Below are 17,616 nucleotides of genomic sequence, written 5' to 3' on the forward strand. Positions count from 1 at the left end.
AGTTCAGTATGCCCAATAGCGGATTAAGCGGTATTTTAACGACGTTGCTGGAGCGACGACCGTTCTATCGCACGACCCTCGATCCCGGTGCACTTCAGGACTTGTGCCGGGAACTACTCGCAGAGGATTCTGAGACAACCGGCCTTCAGTTGGCTGCGGCTGTTCTGGACCAGTTTGCCAATCTGCCCCAAGAAGGTCGGGCCGCGTTCTTTCAGTACCTGAACACGGAACTGGATATTGATGCCCAGCTTGTTGAGAAGTTGGCTCAGCAATATGCGCACGACCCTTCTATCGACAATTTCAAACAACTCTCAGTCGCGGCGGAACCCAGGCGGCAGGATTTGTTCCGCCGCCTGAACCAGGCCCCTGGTGCAACTGCAGAGCTTGTTCGATTGCGCGCAGATCTGTTGAACCATCTGCGGGATGATCCCGACCTTGGCCGCACCGATCTGGACTTGGTGCACCTGCTCAGAAGTTGGTTCAACCGTGGGTTTCTGGTGTTGCGCCCAATCACATGGGACACGTCGGCCTCTGTTCTGGAACGCATTATTGCCTATGAGGCGGTGCACGAAATCAGCAAATGGGACGATCTGAGACGCCGTTTGCAGCCTGCTGATCGCAAATGCTTTGCGTTCTTTCATCCGTCGATGCCGGATGATCCCTTGATCTTTGTCGAGGTCGCGCTGACCCGAGGTGTGCCCGGCTCTATTCAGGATGTTTTGTCCGAGGATCGCGCCGAATCTACTGCAGAAGAGGCAGATACGGCGGTGTTCTATTCTATTTCCAACTGTCAGGCCGGTCTGGCGGGGATTTCGTTTGGCAACTCGTTGATCAAACAGGTTGTACGCGATCTGTCTCACGAGCTGCCTGGTCTGAAGAAATTCGTCACATTGTCACCTATTCCCGGATTGTCACGATGGCTGGACACAAAGGGGCAGCTGCCAGAGGACAACACGCAGAAAGCCCTGAAACAGCTAGCGGCGCATTACCTGCTGGATGCCAAGAAACCGGACGGGAAACCCATCGACCCGGTGGCGCGTTTCCATCTCGGAAACGGCGCGCAGGTGCATCAGGTTCACGCGCAGGCTGATCTGTCTGACAAAGGTTTGGGCCAGTCACACGGCGTGATGGTGAATTATCTCTACGATTCATCCAGGATCACGCAGAACGTTGAACAATTCGCTAAAAACGACGAAGTGGCGGCGGCATCTGCGGTGAAAACTCTGGCCAAACAAGGCGCGAAAACACGATTGGCTGATGCGGCGGGCTAGCGCCCGTCGCTAGCCGTGCTTTGCCAGAAACGCTTGCCAGCGCGGCTCGACAGTATCCCAAAAACCGGCAGCTAAGTTTTTGTCTCTGTCACCCTTTGCAGGTCCCGCAAAATCCTCAATGGCAGTTTTATAACTGGGCCGCGTACGGGACGCGGTCAGCCATGCCTCAATCGCAGGCGCGCGCGTTTTCCAGAGCCCGGCAAGGCCCAGACGATCCAGCCGATCAATATAAGCAATGATCGATGCATCCGCGATGCAATATTTTTCGCCCATCACCCACGGCCCCGACTGCAAATCCGCCTGCATACGATCCAGCAACAGCTTCAGCGTGAAAAAGGCCGCTACCACATACGGCGAATCCACGCCATTATCGAAGATGTCCCGGCGTTTCACCGCATTCGCCGGGCTGGCCATTCGTGCGATGGATGCGTCGATTTCTTCGGCTGTTTGTGTCGCCAAAATCTGCGCCCGTTTTGAGGTAGAAAACGTCATCGTGTTGATCGCAGCGTGAATTTCGATGCAATCATACAGGTACATTTTCGCCCGGGCGCGTTGCTGTATGTCCTGAGGTGTCAACAGACCACGTCCGTCGCTTTCCTCAAGATACTCCAGAATGACACTGGACTCGACCAGACAGAAGTCATCCACCACAATCGTCGGCACCACCCCCTTGGGGTTCAGCTTCAGATACCAGCTCTCGTTCTGCTCACTTTTACCCAGATCGAGTATCTGTCCGCTCCATGTGGTCCCAAGCTCTGCAAGCCCGATGCGCACCTTGGCGGAACACACGCTGGTTGCACCGTGATAAAGCTTTAGCATTAGAATTCTCCGGTTCGTACCCAGCCCGACATTTTCAACAGTTCGGCAGGTCCAACTCTGACTATGCGATCAGCTCTGAGAGAAACGCGCCGGTGCTGTTGTAATGATCCATCAGCAAAGTCGACGTCAGCTCTACGTCGCGGCTGACAGCGGCGTCCAGAATGGCCAGATGTTCGCCTTCTACATTCCGGCTGGCATAGGATTTGGACCGTCCCGCAAGGAACCGATAGCGCACATTCAAATCATACAATTGACCGCAAAATCGCATCAACACAGGCGAATCGCAGGCCGACAAAAGCGCCATGTGAAAGCTTTTGTGCCGCTCTTCGAACAGCTCGACATCGCCACGATCCGTACGGCTCAGGTAATGGTGCACCAGAACAAGGTTCTCTTCCCATTCACGACCACCATTTTTAACGCTTTGTCGCAGCGCGATATCTTCCAGCGTGCACCGCAGGCCCAGTATTTCCTGAAACTGGTGCCGGTTTGCATCCGCCACCCGAAACCCACGTTGATCCAACCGCTCAACCAGCTGATCCGAGGTCAAAAGGCTCAATGCTTCGCGGATTGGCGACGCCCCCGCCCCATAGTTTTCCTTCAGTGTTTCGACCTTCAATCGCTCGCCCGGAGCAAGATTGCCGGTGATGATCTCGTTGCGCAGCGTAAGATACGTGCGGCGCGTCGAAGACTGGTTTGACTGGTTCTGAAGATCAATTGTGCTCATACCCGGACATAACCAAAGATGTTGCCGAAACGCAAATTATATCGATATTTCAGCCTCAGTTTCGTCGATTAGCATAACGGACCGTGAGCCGGGAACTATCCGAAAAACGAAAACCCAACCATGTCGGGGTAAGGCAGGAGATGTTGCATACCATTGTTTTAATTATATTAAATTTACCTTTCACTACAAAGCTCCGATCATTTCAGTCAAAAATTATGCGAATTTCTACAAAATCCACGCCCTCCTGAAATAACTCCCTAAACACCAAAACGCGAAAAATCTCGTTTTTTTATTGTCGGACCAACAAATCTAATATAAAACATTTTTTGATAATATCTGAGAATTTCCAGGGGTAATATGATGCGAGAAAACCACTTTGAAGACGGCAAATGGTGGGTCAGCCCCTACAATTTCGAGCCCGAAGTGCGCAACCAAATGCAGCTGCCGCCGCAGGTGCAAATCCATGATGCAACTTTGCGCGATGGCGAACAGACACCCGGCGTGGTGTTTTCGGTAGACGATAAAATCCGGATTGCCACCAAGCTGGACGAAGTTGGCGTTGAACGGATCGAGGCTGGCATGCCTGCCGTCTCTCCTCAGGATGCCGAAGCCATCAAGGAAATTTCGAAACTCGGGTTGAAGTCCAAGATTTTCACCTTTGCCCGCGCGATGAAGCAAGACATCGACATGGCTCTGGAATGTGGCGCGGATGGCGTCATCATCGAGGTGCCAATTGGGTATCCCAAACTGGTGACGCAATTCGGCTGGACTTGGGAAGACGTCTTCAAGAAAAGCCGCGACGTGATTAACTATGCCCGTGAACAGGGGCTTTATGCGGTGTTCTTTCCGTATGACACAACACGTGCCCGCCGCGATGATCTCGAAAACCTGTGCAAAGGTATTATGAACGAATCTCCGCCCGACTCGATCGGCATCGTTGACACAATGGGTTGTGCGACACCAGAGGCGGTGAAGTATATGGTGGGCTGGGTTAAGGGGATGACCGGTCTGCCGATCGAAATCCACACTCATAATGACTTTGGCATGGGCGTCGCCACAGAACTCGCCGCCGTCGCTGCCGGGGCCGAAGTTGTGCACAGCTGCGCCAACGGACTTGGCGAACGCACCGGCAATGCCGCGATGGAAGAGCTGATGCTGGGTCTGCACCTGCTTTACGGCTATGACACGCAGTACAAGCTGGAAAAACTGCCGGAACTGGGCGCATTGCTGTCTGAGCTGTCCAACATTCCGATTGCCCGTAACAAGCCGGTCCTGGGGCAAGGCAACTTTATCCGCGAATCCGGCATTGGCATTCAGTATGTCATGCATGATCCGCTGGTAATGTTCGGCACCCACCCCGCGCTGACCGGACGTTCTGGCGAGGTTGTTCTGGGCAAGAAAAGCGGCAAGGCATCGATCAATTACAAGATGCAGGAACTGGGGCTTGGCGAAGTCAGCGACGAAGAAAATGCGGCGTTGCTGGCCAAGGTCAAACAAAAGGGAATCGATAAACGCGATTTCCTGAGTGATGAAGAGTTCATTGCGCTTCTGAACGCTCACAGAGCGGCGTCCTGATAGAGACAAAAACAAGACCGCCGCGCACCTTTGGGGCAGCGCGGCGGTTCTGATGCCCGGCACGAGATCGCAACTCGAGCATCACGTCAGGCTCAAAACCCCTGAAAAGCGCCAAAAACAGCAAATTTTCTGCGCCGATGCCGTTCGGCGCATATTTTTTGGCAATAACTTCAATCCCTCGCGCCGCGCCTCAGGTTCAAGCCCTGTACACTCTGCTGCATTTGCTCTAAGCGCGCTACGCTAAGACACCCGAGCTGACATGATTGCCCGCCCGATCGCCTGGATGGGGCCGATTTAGCAAGCAGTCCCCAACGAAAAGCAAATCCTTTGAAGCAAGTTCTGCGCGACGCACTCGATGACCGTGGGTACACGGACCTGACACCTGTACAAGAAGCCGTTCTGGCACCCGAGCTGGAAGGTCGTGACCTGTTGGTTTCGGCCCAAACCGGTTCTGGCAAGACGGTGGGGTTTGGCCTTGCCGTTGCGCCACAGCTTTTGCCCGACAGCGAGCGGTTTGAAACCGCAGGCGCTCCTCTGGGTCTGGTGATTGCACCGACCCGCGAACTGGCACTTCAGGTGAAACGCGAATTGAGCTGGCTGTTTGCCAAGGCTGGCGCCACGATCGCATCCTGTGTTGGTGGTATGGATATGCGCGACGAACGCCGTGCGCTTGCCCGCGGTGCCCACATTGTGGCCGCCACACCGGGCCGGTTGCGCGACCACATCATGCGTGGCTCAATCGATCTGAGCAGCCTGCGCGCCGTGGTTCTGGATGAAGCTGACGAAATGCTGGACCTCGGTTTTCGCGAAGACCTTGAGTTCATCCTTGGCGAGTCCCCCGAGAACCGTCAGACCCTTATGTTTTCGGCCACCGTACCAAAATCCATTGGGCAACTGGCCAAAAGCTATCAACGTGACGCCGCCCGCGTCATTGCGAAATCCGGCTCGTCTCAGCATGCTGACATCAGCTATCTGGCAACGTCCGTCGCACCGCATGACACCGAAAACGCCGTCATTAATACGTTGCTGTTCCACAATGCCCCCAATGCCATTGTGTTCGCCAACACCCGCGCGATGGTCAACCGCCTGACCACCCGCCTGTCCAACCGTGGGTTCAAGGTTGTCTCCCTGTCGGGTGAACTGTCTCAGTCTGAACGCACCCATGCGCTTCAGGCGATGCGGGACGGACGCGCGCAGGTATGTGTGGCAACCGACGTGGCCGCACGTGGTATTGACCTGCCCAACCTCGATCTGGTGGTGCATGCAGAATTGCCCGGCAGCCACGAAACCCTTCTGCACCGCTCGGGTCGCACAGGACGTGCCGGACGCAAAGGTGTCAGCGCGCTGATCGTCACCAAAAAGACCCAGCGCAAGGCCGACCGCATTCTCAGCATGGCCAAGGTCAAAGCAGAATGGACACAAGCGCCATCTGCCGAAGCTGTAAATCAACGCGAAGACGAACGCATGTTCGACCACGAAACATGGCAACAGGCCCCCGAAGGCGCTGAACAGGCATCTGTTGAACGGCTGGCCTCCACGTTCTCGGCGGATCAGCTTGCAGCAGCATACTTGCGGCTTTACCGCTCTGTCCGCTCTGCACCCGAAGAATTGTCGGATGCAGATGCAAAACTCGCGCCGCGACAGGAATTTGGACCCAGCGTCTGGATTTCCGTATCCGGTGGACGCGCCGCAGATGCTGAACCGCGCCGGTTGTTGCCGATGATTTGCAAGGCCTCAAACCTGACCAAATTCGAAATTGGCGCGATCCGCATTCAACAGGACGAGTCGTTTGTGCAGATCAAAGAAACCAGCATTGACGCCTTTCTGGCGGATATTGGCCCGTCTATGACGCTGGAACCGGGCGCAAAAGTGACCCGTTTGAACGAGGCGCCCAAGCTGGTGCGCGATTCAGGTCCAAGCGGCAAGCCACCGCGCAAATCCAAGCCCAAACAGCACAACAAATCTTCGGCCCCGGTTGACTGGAACGACTCGCCTGCACCCCGCAAACGTAAACCCAAGCCCGAAGACCGCAAGCCATCCTCCAAGGGGCAGAGCAAATCCTACGAAAGCAAACCCTCGCCCCGTCAGGAAAAACGCGACCCCGAGGTGCACAGTGCGCGCAAAAAGACCGGCGGCAAACCCAAAGGGCCAACACCACCCGCCGGGAAGTCTTCAAGCAAGAAAAACCGCGCTCGCGCTCAGGCAGCCAAATCCAAGGGTGGCCCTAAACGCGGCCCTAAATAGGCGCTTTGGTTTCGGGGGTCGTCATCTCGACCCCCGAAATTTCAAATCTGCACGGACTGACACAGCGATTTGATACCTTTGGCAATCCTGGGATCAGCGGCCAACGTGTCTGCCGCGATGTCCCGGGCAGCGCCCACAACATCCCCGTCGTCAATGATCCGGTCAACAAGCCCAAATTCAAACGCTTCGGATGCAGGCACTTTCTGTCCTCCCATCAGGATCAGCTTGGCGCGCGCGGGTCCTATTAATGCGGCCATGCGCTGTGGATCACTGGGTTGCGGTAAAAACCCAAGTTTCATCACAGGGTAAAAGAACCTGGCCCCGGGCACGGCCAACCGGATATCACACGCCAGAGCCATGCCCATCGCGCCCCCGGCCAGTGTTCCGTTCAATGCGGCAATGCTCAACCCCGGCAACGCCGCAATCGCACCTGACAAGCGTTCCCACACATCGCTGGTGGCCAGTCCGGCGCGGGCTTCTTCAAGATCTGCACCCGCCGAAAACACCTTGCCAGCGCCCGTCAGGATAAGCCCGCGCGCGTCTTGCGCCGCCTCGGCGATATCCGCCAGTTCCGTCAGCATGCCATGGGTCAGCGAATTGGCTTTGTCTGGTCGGTTGATGGTGACGATCCACAACCCATCCGCTCCTTTGACCAGCTCGATCATATAAGGCCAACCTTGCGCCGAATATCTTCATCCCGCAGCGAAATCTCATCGCCCAGCCACGCGTCCGCCGCGCTGCTGCACATCCACAACAGGCATTTTGCAGGCCATTCCGGCGGAACATGATCCGACCAGTCCAGCTTGCTGACCGGGTTAATACCGCTGGCCTTGATCTCGCGTTGCATCTGCGTGGCCACGGTTCCCGGGCTCAGACCGATGGCACGAATACCTTTGTCGCGGGCTTCTTTGTCAACACAGCGGGTCAACATGTTCGCCGCCGCCTTAGATGCACAATAATGGCTCCATGCTTCGACCGGGCCATGCGCTGCGCCAGAACTGATGGTCAGGATTGATCCGCCTCCAACACGCTCCATTCCCGGCATCACGGCCCGCATTCCGTGGTAAACACCTTTGAGATTGATATCGATGATCCGGCCCCAGTCTTCGGGATCGGATGTATCAAGATGGGAAATCGGATCGACCAGCCCGGCATTGTTGATCAACACATCAACCCCGCCAAACCGCTCTGTCGCGGCAGATACGGCAGCTTCGACCTGTGCGTAATCCGCCACGTCGCAGGGCACCGCAATAGCCTGAGGTCCAATTTCCTCTGCCAGCGCCCGGATCGCGTCCGCGCCGCGCGCCGTCAAAACCACATTGGCTCCGGCCCTGGCGAACTCTTTTGCGGTGCTTTCACCAATGCCCCGGCTGGCACCCGTAATAAATACTGTTTTCCCCGAAACATCGCTCATTTTGGCTCTCCTCGCTGAATATTGATGCAAGAGGTAGCCATCATCAGGCACAGCGTCCACCCCTTCCTACTTGACCCCGCCGCTGCATCGTTCAAAGCTGTTGCAGATTTTTTAAGAGGGGATGTCCCGATGAATTTTGGTAAAAGAGTCGCAGGATCAAGTCTGCTGGCCAGTTTTTTGCTTTCCACAACCGCTTTGGCCGATGTCGGTCCGCGCGACGTCTGGGAAAGCTGGCGCGGTTATCTGAGCGGTTTTGGATATGACGTATCCGCACAGGAAAAAACTGACGGCAACACGCTGAACGTCAACGATCTTACGCTGGGCATGCAAATCCCCGACGAAGATGGCACCGTGTCCATCGATATGGGGGATATCCAGTTTGTCGACAACGGCGATGGTACTGTCGACGTTGTCATGCCCAGCCAGATGCCCATGCATGTCGTGGTGGATGCAGACGGTGAAAACGTCGATGCCACGGTCACATTGACCCATAAGGACATGACAACAGTTGTGTCCGGCACGCCCGAAGACATGACCTATGACTACAACGCGTCTGAGCTCACGTTCGATCTGACCAAACTGGTTGTGGACGGCGAAGAATTGCCCGGACTGGTGGTCAACGCCATTATGCAGGGCGTGCTGGGCCAGTCAAAAATGCTGACCGGCGATACGATGGAAACGCAGCAACAGATGAGCGTCGACAGCATTGCGTATGTTGTTCAGGCTGCAGATCCGGACGGCGGCGGAGAGGTTGACCTCAAGGGCAACATGACCGGTCTGAAGGCCGACGCGCAAATGGTTTTGCCGCTCGGAGACTATACTGAAGACCCTGCGGCGCTGTTTCAGGCCGGATTTGATATTGCCGGAAGCTATGCAATTCAGGGATCCGATGTTGACCTGAGCTTTGAAGAAGACGGCGCACCGGGCAAGGCCAAGGTAACAACCGGCGCAGGCGATATGGCTTTCGAAATGAACGAGACTGTCATGGCCTATGGCGGCGCAGTGTCTGACATTCAGATCAATGCTACCGGTCCGGATATTCCGTTGCCGATTGATGTCAGCTTTGGCGAACTTGGTTATGGATTCGAAATGCCCATGAAGGCGTCTCAGGATCAGCAGGATTTCAGCCTTGGTCTGGTTCTGGGCGATCTGGCCGTCTCTGAAATGATCTGGTCGATGTTCGATCCGGGTCAGGTTCTGCCGCACGATCCGGCGACATTGGTGATCGATCTGGCCGGCAAGGCCACGATCCTCAAGGACATCATAACACTGGATGAAGACTCTGACGAAGTTCCGGGCGAACTGAACGCGCTCACTCTGAACGATCTTCAGGTGCACATTGCCGGTGCCAGCCTGACCGGCATGGGCGACTTTGTCTTCGACAATTCTGACATGGTGTCGTTTGACGGTTTTCCACGCCCCGAAGGCGCGCTGGATCTTAATATCGTTGGTATCAACGGCCTGATGGATAAACTTGTGTCTATGGGCCTGCTGCCCGAAGAACAGGTCATGGGCGCGCGTATGATGTTGTCGATGTTCTCGATCCCCGGCGAGGGTGACGACGAACTGAACTCGACCATCGTGGTGAATGAACAGGGTCATGTTCTGGCAAACGGCCAGCGCTTGAAGTAATCCTGTCAAACTATCAGCAAGGGGCCGCTTTCGGGTGGCCCCTTTTGCATGCAGACCTTGCGGAATTGTGGCCCCCGGTCTACCTCAAAGCAAACCAAGGACAAGGGACAGATGAGCCAGAACCTCGAAACACTTTCGCAGGCCCTGCTTGAGGCCGCGACCCGTGCCGGGGCCGACGCCGCCGATGCAATTGCCGTTCAGGGAACATCCCTTTCCATTGATGTACGCGAAGGCCAGCTTGAACAGGCCGAACGCTCTGAAGGCATGGATCTGGGGTTGCGGGTCTTTGTTGGTCAGCGTCAGGCCAATGTTTCAGTGTCCGATTCTCGTCCGGAAACCATGGCCACCATGGCAGAGCGTGCCGTGGCCATGGCCCGCGAAGCCCCTGAGGACAATTATATCGGTCTCGCGGCACCTGACCAGCTGGCCACAGACTGGGACATCGCCGCCTTTGAACTTGCGGACCCCTCTGCAGAACCTGACCCCGCAACGCTTCAGGCTGACGCGCTGGCGGCAGAAACCGCAGCCCAGGCCGTCAACGGTGTGTCTCAGGTCCAGTCCGCCACCGCAGGTTACAGCCACACCGGCGTGCATATTGCCGCCTCCAACGGGTTTTCCGGCGGCTATGAACGCACCAGCCGCGCGACCTATTGCACTGCAATTGCGGGCACCGGCGACAGCATGGAACGCGACTATGATGGCGACGGGCGTGTGTTTCAAAGCGACCTGCGAGCACCGGCTGACATCGGCAAATCCGCCGGAGATCGCGCAGTTGAACGGCTGAATGCGCGCCAACCGACCACCGGGTCTTATCCGGTGCTGTTTGATGAACGCATTTCGTCGTCGTTGATCGGACACTTGCTCGCTGCTGTGAACGGGTCGTCCGTGGCGCGCGGCTCATCGTGGTTGCGGGAAAAACTGGGCGAACAGGTATTGCCCGCCGCGCTCTCACTTGTCGAAAATCCGCACCGCCCGCGCGTCTCTGCCTCGCGACCGTTTGACGGCGAAGGTCTGGCGACCCAAAAGCGCAACATTGTCGAAAACGGCGTTCTGACGGGTTGGACACTTGATCTGGTCAATGCCCGCAAACTGGGCATGACCTCGACCGCAAACGCATCGCGTGGCGTGTCATCCCCGCCGTCCCCCTCCACATGGAACGTCTCCATGACCCAAGGTGAAAAGTCCCGCGAAGACCTGTTGCGCGATATGGGCACCGGGCTGTTGGTGACGTCCCTGATCGGATCGACCATCAATCCCAACACCGGCGACTATTCACGTGGCGCAGCCGGGTTCTGGGTCGAGAATGGCGAACTGACATATGCGGTGAATGAATGCACAATTGCAGGCAATCTGAACGACATGCTGACAGGCCTCATCCCCGCCAATGATGCCCGCGCGCACTTGTCCCGCGTTGTGCCATCGCTGCTGGTCGAAGGGATGACCCTTGCCGGAAACTGATCTCGACCTGCTGATGCGCGCGGCTCAGGAAGCCGGTCGTATCGCGACGCGCTTTTCCGGCCCCGAGGCTCAGGTCTGGGACAAGCCCGACGGTGCAGGCCCCGTGACCGAGGCTGATCTGGCGGTAAACGAAATGTTAGAGCACGAATTGCGCGCCGCACGCCCGGATTATGGCTGGCTCAGCGAGGAATCCATAGACAGCGGCGATCGGTTGTCAGCCGACCACGTGTTTATCATCGACCCGATCGATGGCACCCGCAGCTTTATGGACGGGTCCAACACATGGGCGCATTCGCTGGCCATTGCCAAACAGGGACGCGTCACTGCTGCGGTGGTGTTTCTGCCATTGCGTGACAAGCTTTACAGCGCCGCCGAAGGTGCAGGCGCGCATCTGAACGGCGCGGCCATCCGCCCGACCGACCGTCCGGCGCTGACTGGTGCCAATGTATTGGTTGCGCGCCCGGTGATGGACGACCACCACTGGAAACACAGCCCACCCAATGTCTTTCGCAGCTACCGCCCGTCACTGGCCTATCGCCTGGCTCTGGTCGCCGAGGGACGCTATGACGCGATGCTGACCCTGCGCCCGACCTGGGAATGGGACATCGCCGCAGGTGATCTGATCCTGCGCGAAGCTGGCGCCGCCACCTCTGATCGCAAAGGCGAAACGCTGCTGTTCAACAATCCGGATCCCCGTGTTCCGGGCATTGTCGCCGCAAACGCCGCAGTACATAGCGACATCTGCGCAGCGCTTGTTTGATCTGATCTGATCAGCTGCGATACCTGTCGACAAAGTTGCGCAGCACCTTTTCAGGCGCATGCACATCAGCCGCCCGGCACATTGCAATCAACGCATCGGCATCTTCCGGCGGGAAATATCCGCGATGTTTGTAAATGTTGATGCGCACTTCGAACCCGTCGCTGTCTGCCTCTGGGTGGAATTGCGTGGCATAAACATTCTGCCCGTACCGGATCATCTGATAAGGACAGGTTGGCGAACTGATCAGATGTGTACACCCTTCAGGCAACACCTGAACCGCTTCTTTGTGACCTACAAAGGCGTGAAACTGATCCGGCAGGCCGCTTAGCACCGGGTCGGCCCGACCCGCTGGTGTCAGGCTGCAATCTGTGGTGCCCACATCCTCGGAATAGTTTTCCTTGCTGACCACCCGCCCCAGATGATGCCCCAGAATGCCAATCCCGTAGCAACACCCCAGAAACGGAAAATCCTGTTCCGTGATCTGTGGCATCAGCCCCAATACGGCAGTTTCAATCTGAGCCTCGACATCGGACTTCTTGTCCGCCGGATCGCTGACACATCCTGGCCCCCCGCCGACAATCACACCCGCGTAGTCATCCAGCCTCAGATCCTCCGGCAAAGGGGACTGATCCAACCGAATGCGGTGTACCTCATCCGCTGATAAACCGGCCTTGCGCAAAATGGCCTGAAACTCGTCATCCGACGCTTCAGTTTCCGGGCGCAACTGCAAAATCAAAAAGCGTTTCATCAGGCCAATATCCACATAATGCTGTCCTGCGTGGTTGCCCGATTGACTGGCATGCGTCAACCGCGCAGCATCAAACCGGCGCAGAGCACTTGAGGCTGCGACCCATCGGTCATAGGTTGCCCCAACTTCAAACCTCAGGAGTCGTTACATGACCCAGCGCCTGCACCTCGTTTTCGGCGGAGAATTGGTGGACCCCACCAAGTCGGCCTTCAAAAATGTCGATGACATCGAAGTTGTCGGAATTTTCCCCAACTACCAGGCGGCCTATGACGCATGGCGTGCCGCCGCACAGCGCACCGTGGACAACGCGCATATGCGGTTTTTCATCGCGCACCTGCATCGCCTGCGTGACGAAGAGGCCGAAACCTCTACGACCGAAGAACTGGACTGATCCTTTGATGGCGCGCTCGCTAAGCCTCGCGGCCTATCTGGCTATTGCGCGCCGCCAACCGGCCTGCCTTGAGAAGATTACAACGCAACGCCCTGATGGCGAACTGATCTGGCTGCATTGCGCGGACCCCAAACGCGCGCGCACTCTTGCACAGCTTGGCCTGCGCCTGACGGTGCACCGCCCCGAAGTTCAGATATTGTTGACCACGTCACCCGGCCAACGCCCTCTGCAAGACCTGCCCGAAAATGTGCTGTGGCAGGAATGCCCCTCGGAAAACCCCGATGATATCCGCGTTTTTTTGAACCACTGGCGCCCTGATCTTTTGATCTGGCTGGGTCAATGGCTGCGCCCGGCCCTGATCGACGCAGCCCATCAGCGTGCCATTGCATCTCTGTTGCTCGAAGCCAGCACCCCCGGTCTGGAAAACAAAAACTGGCGCTGGATCCCGGAACCGACCCAGGCAACGCTGCACCGGTTTTCGAATGTTCTGACCATCGACAAAGCCAGCGCAGACCGGTTCCGCAAATCCTTGCCCGACAATTCGACGCTTATCTGTGAAAGCGGCCCGTTGATGGAAGAAAGCCCGGCGCTGCCCTGTAATGAAACCGATCTGGAAGAATTGCGCGCGGCGTTGGCTGGGCGTCCTGTCTGGCTCGCTGCCCGCGTTCAGCCACGCGAAGTCCACACCGCGCTGGCCGCATTTCGCAAGGTTCTGCGTCTGGCTCACAGGATGCTGCTGATCATTGTACCGGATTCCAGCGAGGACGCCGCCGAGATTAAACAAGCTGTTACCGAGTCAGGTTTGCGGTTTGCGGAATGGGAAAATGGCACCTTTCCTGAAAATAGCACACATATTCTTTTGGCTGAAAGACCTGACGAACTTGGCCTCTGGTACCGCGTTGCGCCCGTGTCCCTTATCGGCTCGTCGCTGGTTCCGGGGTTTGGCGGGCGCGACCCGCTGGAACCCGCCGCGCTCGGGTCTGCCGTGCTTTACGGCCCCGGCGTACGCCAGCATCTGGATGCCTACACCCGACTTGCCCAGGAAGGCGGCGCGCGAATCGTCAAAGACGCCGACAACCTTGCCGCCGCGCTCACACAGCTGATTGCGCCGGATCAGGTGGCCGCGATGGCCCATGCCGGATGGCAGGTAATCTCAGCAGGCGCCGAGGTCTCGGACGACATCATTGCGCGCGCTCAGCAGATGCTTGAGAGCCAGGGGCGTTACCTATGAGACCGCCGCGTTTCTGGGACAATCCGCCGGACCGCCCGGGATGGCAGGCGCGATTTTTGGCACCACTCGGCGCGCTTTATGCGGGCGCGACCGGCAACCGGGTTGGGCGCACCGGCGATGCCTTTCGAGCGAAAATTCCGGTTCTGTGCGTCGGTAACCTTAACGCCGGTGGTACGGGCAAAACGCCGACCACAATCGCGCTGGCTCAACGTTTGCAGGCACGCGGGCATACGCCCCATATTGTGTCCCGCGGCTATGGCGGCGTGCTGGACGGCCCGGTACAGGTCAATGAAATGCGACACCAGGCGCATGAAACTGGAGACGAGCCGCTTTTGCTGGCCGCGTTTGCCCCCACATGGATCTCCAAAGACCGCGCCGCTGGCGTCAAAGCCGCCCAGGATGCCGGCGCCGATCTGATCCTGCTGGATGATGGATTTCAAAACCCGTCGGTGCACAAAGACCTGTCATTGATCGTGGTGGATGCATCCCGCGGCTTTGGCAACGGACGTTGCATCCCCGCAGGCCCCTTGCGCGAACCCGTCACACCGGGACTGCGCCGCGCCGACCTGCTGCTCTCGATTGGCCCGAAAGCGGCACAAGCAGAGTTCGCAACCCGATGGGGCAATGACATCACCCTACCACATGCCACTGGTGAACTTGCGCCACTGCCCACCGGGATGGAGTGGCAGGGCACACGCGTTCTGGCCTTTGCCGGTATTGGTCATCCCGAAAAATTCTTTGCAACGTTGCGGGGGCTGGGCGCCGAAATCCTGCGCGAACAGGCGCTGGATGATCACCAGACGCTGACCACTGCTTTGTTGACCCGTTTGACCAACGAAGCCAACCGGCTGGGCGCCCAGCTTGTGACCACCGAAAAAGACGCGGTGCGCCTGCCTCGCGACATGCGTCAAAACGTTCTGAGTGTTCCGGTAAGACTGGAAATCGACGACTGGTCAGCCATTGACCACGCCATCGATGATGTACTGACCGGGCAGAACAATCCCGCCCGGTCAAAAACCTGATCAGCCGTCCAGCTTGGCGTCCAGAATATCGCGCAGGTCGCTATAGCTCATGTTCGAGTGCTTCTCGCCGTCGATAATCAATGTCGGCGTGCCGGAAATATCATCCGCGCTGGCATTGGTCTGATACCACGCGATCAGCGCCTTGGCCTTGTCTTCGTCTTGCAGACACGCCTGCAACTGGGCGTCTTCCAACCCGGCCAAACGCCCGGTTTTGCGCAACGCATCCGCAATCGCAACAGGTTCACCGGCACGAGCCCATTCATCCTGCGAGCTCATCAGAAGCTCGGTGATGCCAAAGAAACGCTCCTGACCGCCACACCGTGCCACCATCGACGCCCAAAGGCCGAAGCGGTCAAAATACACATCGCGGAAGATGAACTTGACCTTGCCAGTGTCGATATAGTCGATCTTCAGCTGCTTATAGACAGTGTCGTGAAAGCTGGCACAGTGCGGGCACGTAAATGACGCATATTCGATCATGGTGATCGGTGCGTCTTCGGCCCCGATCGACATTTCGACCACACCGGATGTGTCAACATCCGCAGCCCCTTCTGATGAGACAACTTCTACATTGGTCACGCCCGGAGCAACGCCCGAAGACTGGCTGTACCAATAGCCGCCGCCGGCTACTGCGATCAACGCCACCAATAGGATGGGAATGAGACGGTTCATTTAGAAACCTTTCTTATCGGTTTTTTGTTTTGAAAGAACGTTTCCGGCAAGCCGCTCAAGCGCCTGCCGCAAAGTGTCATCAGCCACGGGTGCCGCCACCTGCGCTGCTTCGGCCCGAATTTCCGGGTCGGGATTGTTTTCTTGTGGCTTGGGTTTGGGCGCGAACTGCGCCTGCCCTTCGGCAAACCCTGTCGCTGCTGTCTGTGTGATCCGCAACCGGGCAATCGCGTTATACCCATAAGCTGCGTTAACACGGGACCTAAGCGTTTCTTTTTGCATTTCCAGCATGGGCGCCTGCGCGCCGGTTGTCAGGATCGTCAGCGTCGCGCCAAATCCCTGACGTCCGTATTTCACGTCCACGGGCTTGCAGATGGCCGCAATGTCCTGTCCTACAATTTCGGCCCAATGAGTCAGCACCCGGGTCACGGCAAAACCCCGGCTTTCGCCCGCCTGGCGAATCCGGTCACGCAACAGCGAAGACGTGCGTTTGAAACCTTTCGTCGTGGTGCGGCGCATGTCGGTCTTGCATCCTTGTGTCTGGCGCTATTTTAGTGTGCCTGCTGCGCGGCGCCAGCGAAACCGTTCCGGACAGGAGATAAAACTTGCGTGACTTGCCTCAGGCCACTGACTTGCTGGAGTGGTACAACACTCACGCCCGCAAAATGCCCTGGCGGGTGAGCCCCGCGGATCGCGCCAAGGGCATTGCGCCTGATCCCTATCGCATCTGGCTGTCTGAAATCATGTTGCAGCAAACCACCGTGGCCGCTGTCAAAGACTATTTCGAACGGTTCACCACGCTTTGGCCCAATGTGGATGCGCTGGCCAACGCCAAAGATGAAGAGGTCATGGGCGCATGGGCGGGCCTTGGCTATTACGCCCGCGCGCGCAACCTGTTGAAATGTGCCCGCGTGATCAGCACAGACCTGAACGGTGTGTTCCCTTCATCCCACGACGAACTGCTCAAATTACCTGGCGTCGGGCCCTACACGGCCGCCGCACTGTCTTCGATTGCGTTTGATCAGCCCGAAACCGTGGTCGACGGCAATGTCGAACGCGTCATGGCGCGGCTCTTTGACGAACACACGCCCCTGCCCGCCGCGAAACCCATCCTGACAGCCCATGCCGCTGCGCTGACCCCGCAGAAACGCCCGGGGGATTACGCGCAGGCCGTTATGGACCTTGGCGCCACCATCTGCACACCGCGCAATCCGGCCTGTGGCATTTGCCCTTGGCGTGCACCTTGTCAGGCCCGCGATCTGGGCACCGCCTCAGACTTGCCCAAAAAGACACCTAAGAAACCCAAACCCATCCGCTTTGGCACCGTCTACATTGCGCGACGTGTCGATGGTGCGATTTTGCTGGAACGCCGCCCCGACAAGGGGTTGTTGGGTGGCATGCTGGGTTGGCCCGGTTCAGAGTGGGTTGAAATCGGCACACCAGATCACCCCCACCCGATCCGCGCCGAATGGAAAACCCTGCCCGCCGAGGCGCGCCATACCTTTACCCACTTTCACCTGCGTCTGACCGTCAAAACCGCACTTGTGCCCATGGATCGCGCCCCCAAATCCGGTGTATTCCACGAACAATCAGATTTCCGCCCCTCTGATCTGCCCACAGTGATGCGCAAAGCCTACGATCTTTATCGCAACGCCTGA

Annotated in this window: 17 protein-coding genes; 10 read left to right on the forward strand and 7 right to left on the reverse strand. The window is 57.6% G+C overall.

The annotated features are described in order from the left end of the window. Nucleotides 1–8 precede the first annotated feature (8 nt). Entirely contained in the window at nt 9–1,271 is a 1,263-nt protein-coding gene (locus ABJI08_RS11660; RefSeq protein WP_348402011.1) for a malonyl-CoA decarboxylase, read from the forward strand. 9 nt (nt 1,272–1,280) lie between these two features. Here the strand turns inward: ABJI08_RS11660 and ABJI08_RS11665 are convergent, their stop codons facing one another. After that, nucleotides 1,281–2,090, reverse strand: a complete 810-nt coding sequence (locus tag ABJI08_RS11665) for a glutathione S-transferase family protein (RefSeq protein WP_348402012.1) — start codon at nt 2,088–2,090, stop codon at nt 1,281–1,283. Nucleotides 2,091–2,151: 61 nt separating this feature from the next. Continuing rightward, entirely contained in the window at nt 2,152–2,814 is a 663-nt protein-coding gene (locus ABJI08_RS11670; protein ID WP_348402013.1) for an FCD domain-containing protein, read from the reverse strand. Nucleotides 2,815–3,174: 360 nt separating this feature from the next. Between ABJI08_RS11670 and ABJI08_RS11675 the strand changes: the two genes are divergently transcribed. Next, complete coding sequence (locus tag ABJI08_RS11675) at nt 3,175–4,389, forward strand: 2-isopropylmalate synthase (protein WP_348402014.1); 1,215 nt, start codon at nt 3,175–3,177, stop codon at nt 4,387–4,389. Nucleotides 4,390–4,716: 327 nt separating this feature from the next. After that, the gene (locus ABJI08_RS11680) at nt 4,717–6,633 is read left to right on the forward strand and encodes a DEAD/DEAH box helicase (protein ID WP_348402015.1); all 1,917 of its coding nucleotides are present in this window, start codon (nt 4,717–4,719) and stop codon (nt 6,631–6,633) included. A gap of 41 nt (nt 6,634–6,674) precedes the next feature. Here ABJI08_RS11680 and ABJI08_RS11685 read toward each other — a convergent pair whose 3' ends face one another. Both ABJI08_RS11685 and ABJI08_RS11690 read right to left on the reverse strand, forming a co-directional pair. Beyond that, nucleotides 6,675–7,298, reverse strand: coding sequence for an enoyl-CoA hydratase/isomerase family protein (locus ABJI08_RS11685; protein WP_348402016.1), 624 nt, complete (start codon nt 7,296–7,298; stop codon nt 6,675–6,677). Further along, nucleotides 7,295–8,047: an SDR family oxidoreductase gene (locus ABJI08_RS11690; RefSeq protein WP_348402017.1), complete on the reverse strand. Its 753-nt coding sequence runs from the start codon at nt 8,045–8,047 to the stop codon at nt 7,295–7,297. Before ABJI08_RS11690 ends, ABJI08_RS11685 begins: the two co-directional genes overlap by 4 nt. Nucleotides 8,048–8,176: 129 nt before the next feature. On the opposite strand from ABJI08_RS11690, the gene ABJI08_RS11695 reads away from it, so the two are divergent. From ABJI08_RS11695 to ABJI08_RS11705, 3 genes are all read left to right on the forward strand, one after another. After that, entirely contained in the window at nt 8,177–9,679 is a 1,503-nt protein-coding gene (locus tag ABJI08_RS11695) for a DUF2125 domain-containing protein (RefSeq protein ID WP_348402018.1), read from the forward strand. A 111-nt stretch (nt 9,680–9,790) separates the two neighbouring features. Next, nucleotides 9,791–11,137: a TldD/PmbA family protein gene (locus tag ABJI08_RS11700; RefSeq protein ID WP_348402019.1), complete on the forward strand. Its 1,347-nt coding sequence runs from the start codon at nt 9,791–9,793 to the stop codon at nt 11,135–11,137. Then, entirely contained in the window at nt 11,124–11,897 is a 774-nt protein-coding gene (locus tag ABJI08_RS11705) for a 3'(2'),5'-bisphosphate nucleotidase CysQ (RefSeq protein ID WP_348402020.1), read from the forward strand. Before ABJI08_RS11700 ends, ABJI08_RS11705 begins: the two co-directional genes overlap by 14 nt. Before the next feature lie 10 nt (nt 11,898–11,907). Here the strand turns inward: ABJI08_RS11705 and ABJI08_RS11710 are convergent, their stop codons facing one another. Continuing rightward, nucleotides 11,908–12,645: a glutamine amidotransferase gene (locus ABJI08_RS11710; RefSeq protein WP_348402021.1), complete on the reverse strand. Its 738-nt coding sequence runs from the start codon at nt 12,643–12,645 to the stop codon at nt 11,908–11,910. A 148-nt stretch (nt 12,646–12,793) separates the two neighbouring features. On the opposite strand from ABJI08_RS11710, the gene ABJI08_RS11715 reads away from it, so the two are divergent. From ABJI08_RS11715 to lpxK, 3 genes are read left to right on the forward strand one after another with little or no spacing between them, the layout of a single operon-like run. Then, nucleotides 12,794–13,036, forward strand: a complete 243-nt coding sequence (locus ABJI08_RS11715; protein WP_348402022.1) for a DUF4170 domain-containing protein — start codon at nt 12,794–12,796, stop codon at nt 13,034–13,036. Between the two features lie 7 nt (nt 13,037–13,043). Continuing rightward, nucleotides 13,044–14,267 carry a glycosyltransferase N-terminal domain-containing protein gene (locus tag ABJI08_RS11720; protein ID WP_348402023.1) on the forward strand — a complete coding sequence of 408 codons (1,224 nt, stop codon included), beginning with the start codon at nt 13,044–13,046 and terminating at the stop codon, nt 14,265–14,267. After that, complete coding sequence (lpxK, locus tag ABJI08_RS11725) at nt 14,264–15,289, forward strand: tetraacyldisaccharide 4'-kinase (protein WP_348402024.1); 1,026 nt, start codon at nt 14,264–14,266, stop codon at nt 15,287–15,289. Before ABJI08_RS11720 ends, lpxK begins: the two co-directional genes overlap by 4 nt. Here lpxK and ABJI08_RS11730 read toward each other — a convergent pair whose 3' ends face one another. Both ABJI08_RS11730 and ABJI08_RS11735 read right to left on the reverse strand, forming a co-directional pair. Next, complete coding sequence (locus tag ABJI08_RS11730; protein ID WP_348402025.1) at nt 15,290–15,961, reverse strand: DsbA family protein; 672 nt, start codon at nt 15,959–15,961, stop codon at nt 15,290–15,292. It lies immediately after the preceding gene. Further along, nucleotides 15,962–16,477, reverse strand: a complete 516-nt coding sequence (locus tag ABJI08_RS11735; protein WP_348402026.1) for a DUF721 domain-containing protein — start codon at nt 16,475–16,477, stop codon at nt 15,962–15,964. It lies immediately after the preceding gene. An 86-nt stretch (nt 16,478–16,563) separates the two neighbouring features. On the opposite strand from ABJI08_RS11735, the gene mutY reads away from it, so the two are divergent. After that, nucleotides 16,564–17,616, forward strand: a complete 1,053-nt coding sequence (gene mutY, locus ABJI08_RS11740) for an A/G-specific adenine glycosylase (RefSeq protein WP_348402027.1) — start codon at nt 16,564–16,566, stop codon at nt 17,614–17,616.

The sequence above is a fragment of the Shimia sp. genome (assembly GCF_039969785.1).
Lineage (GTDB): Bacteria > Pseudomonadota > Alphaproteobacteria > Rhodobacterales > Rhodobacteraceae > Shimia.

Excerpts from the sequence above, each read along its gene's own strand:
- ABJI08_RS11660 (WP_348402011.1), top strand. The coding sequence starts at position 9 with ATGCCCAATAGCGGATTAAGCGGTATTTTAACGACGTTGCTGGAGCGA.
- ABJI08_RS11665 (WP_348402012.1), bottom strand. The coding sequence starts at position 2,090 with ATGCTAAAGCTTTATCACGGTGCAACCAGCGTGTGTTCCGCCAAGGTG.
- ABJI08_RS11670 (WP_348402013.1), bottom strand. The coding sequence starts at position 2,814 with ATGAGCACAATTGATCTTCAGAACCAGTCAAACCAGTCTTCGACGCGC.
- ABJI08_RS11675 (WP_348402014.1), top strand. The coding sequence starts at position 3,175 with ATGCGAGAAAACCACTTTGAAGACGGCAAATGGTGGGTCAGCCCCTAC.
- ABJI08_RS11685 (WP_348402016.1), bottom strand. The coding sequence starts at position 7,298 with ATGATCGAGCTGGTCAAAGGAGCGGATGGGTTGTGGATCGTCACCATC.
- ABJI08_RS11690 (WP_348402017.1), bottom strand. The coding sequence starts at position 8,047 with ATGAGCGATGTTTCGGGGAAAACAGTATTTATTACGGGTGCCAGCCGG.
- ABJI08_RS11695 (WP_348402018.1), top strand. The coding sequence starts at position 8,177 with ATGAATTTTGGTAAAAGAGTCGCAGGATCAAGTCTGCTGGCCAGTTTT.
- ABJI08_RS11700 (WP_348402019.1), top strand. The coding sequence starts at position 9,791 with ATGAGCCAGAACCTCGAAACACTTTCGCAGGCCCTGCTTGAGGCCGCG.
- ABJI08_RS11710 (WP_348402021.1), bottom strand. The coding sequence starts at position 12,645 with ATGAAACGCTTTTTGATTTTGCAGTTGCGCCCGGAAACTGAAGCGTCG.
- ABJI08_RS11715 (WP_348402022.1), top strand. The coding sequence starts at position 12,794 with ATGACCCAGCGCCTGCACCTCGTTTTCGGCGGAGAATTGGTGGACCCC.
- ABJI08_RS11720 (WP_348402023.1), top strand. The coding sequence starts at position 13,044 with ATGGCGCGCTCGCTAAGCCTCGCGGCCTATCTGGCTATTGCGCGCCGC.
- lpxK (WP_348402024.1), top strand. The coding sequence starts at position 14,264 with ATGAGACCGCCGCGTTTCTGGGACAATCCGCCGGACCGCCCGGGATGG.
- ABJI08_RS11730 (WP_348402025.1), bottom strand. The coding sequence starts at position 15,961 with ATGAACCGTCTCATTCCCATCCTATTGGTGGCGTTGATCGCAGTAGCC.
- ABJI08_RS11735 (WP_348402026.1), bottom strand. The coding sequence starts at position 16,477 with ATGCGCCGCACCACGACGAAAGGTTTCAAACGCACGTCTTCGCTGTTG.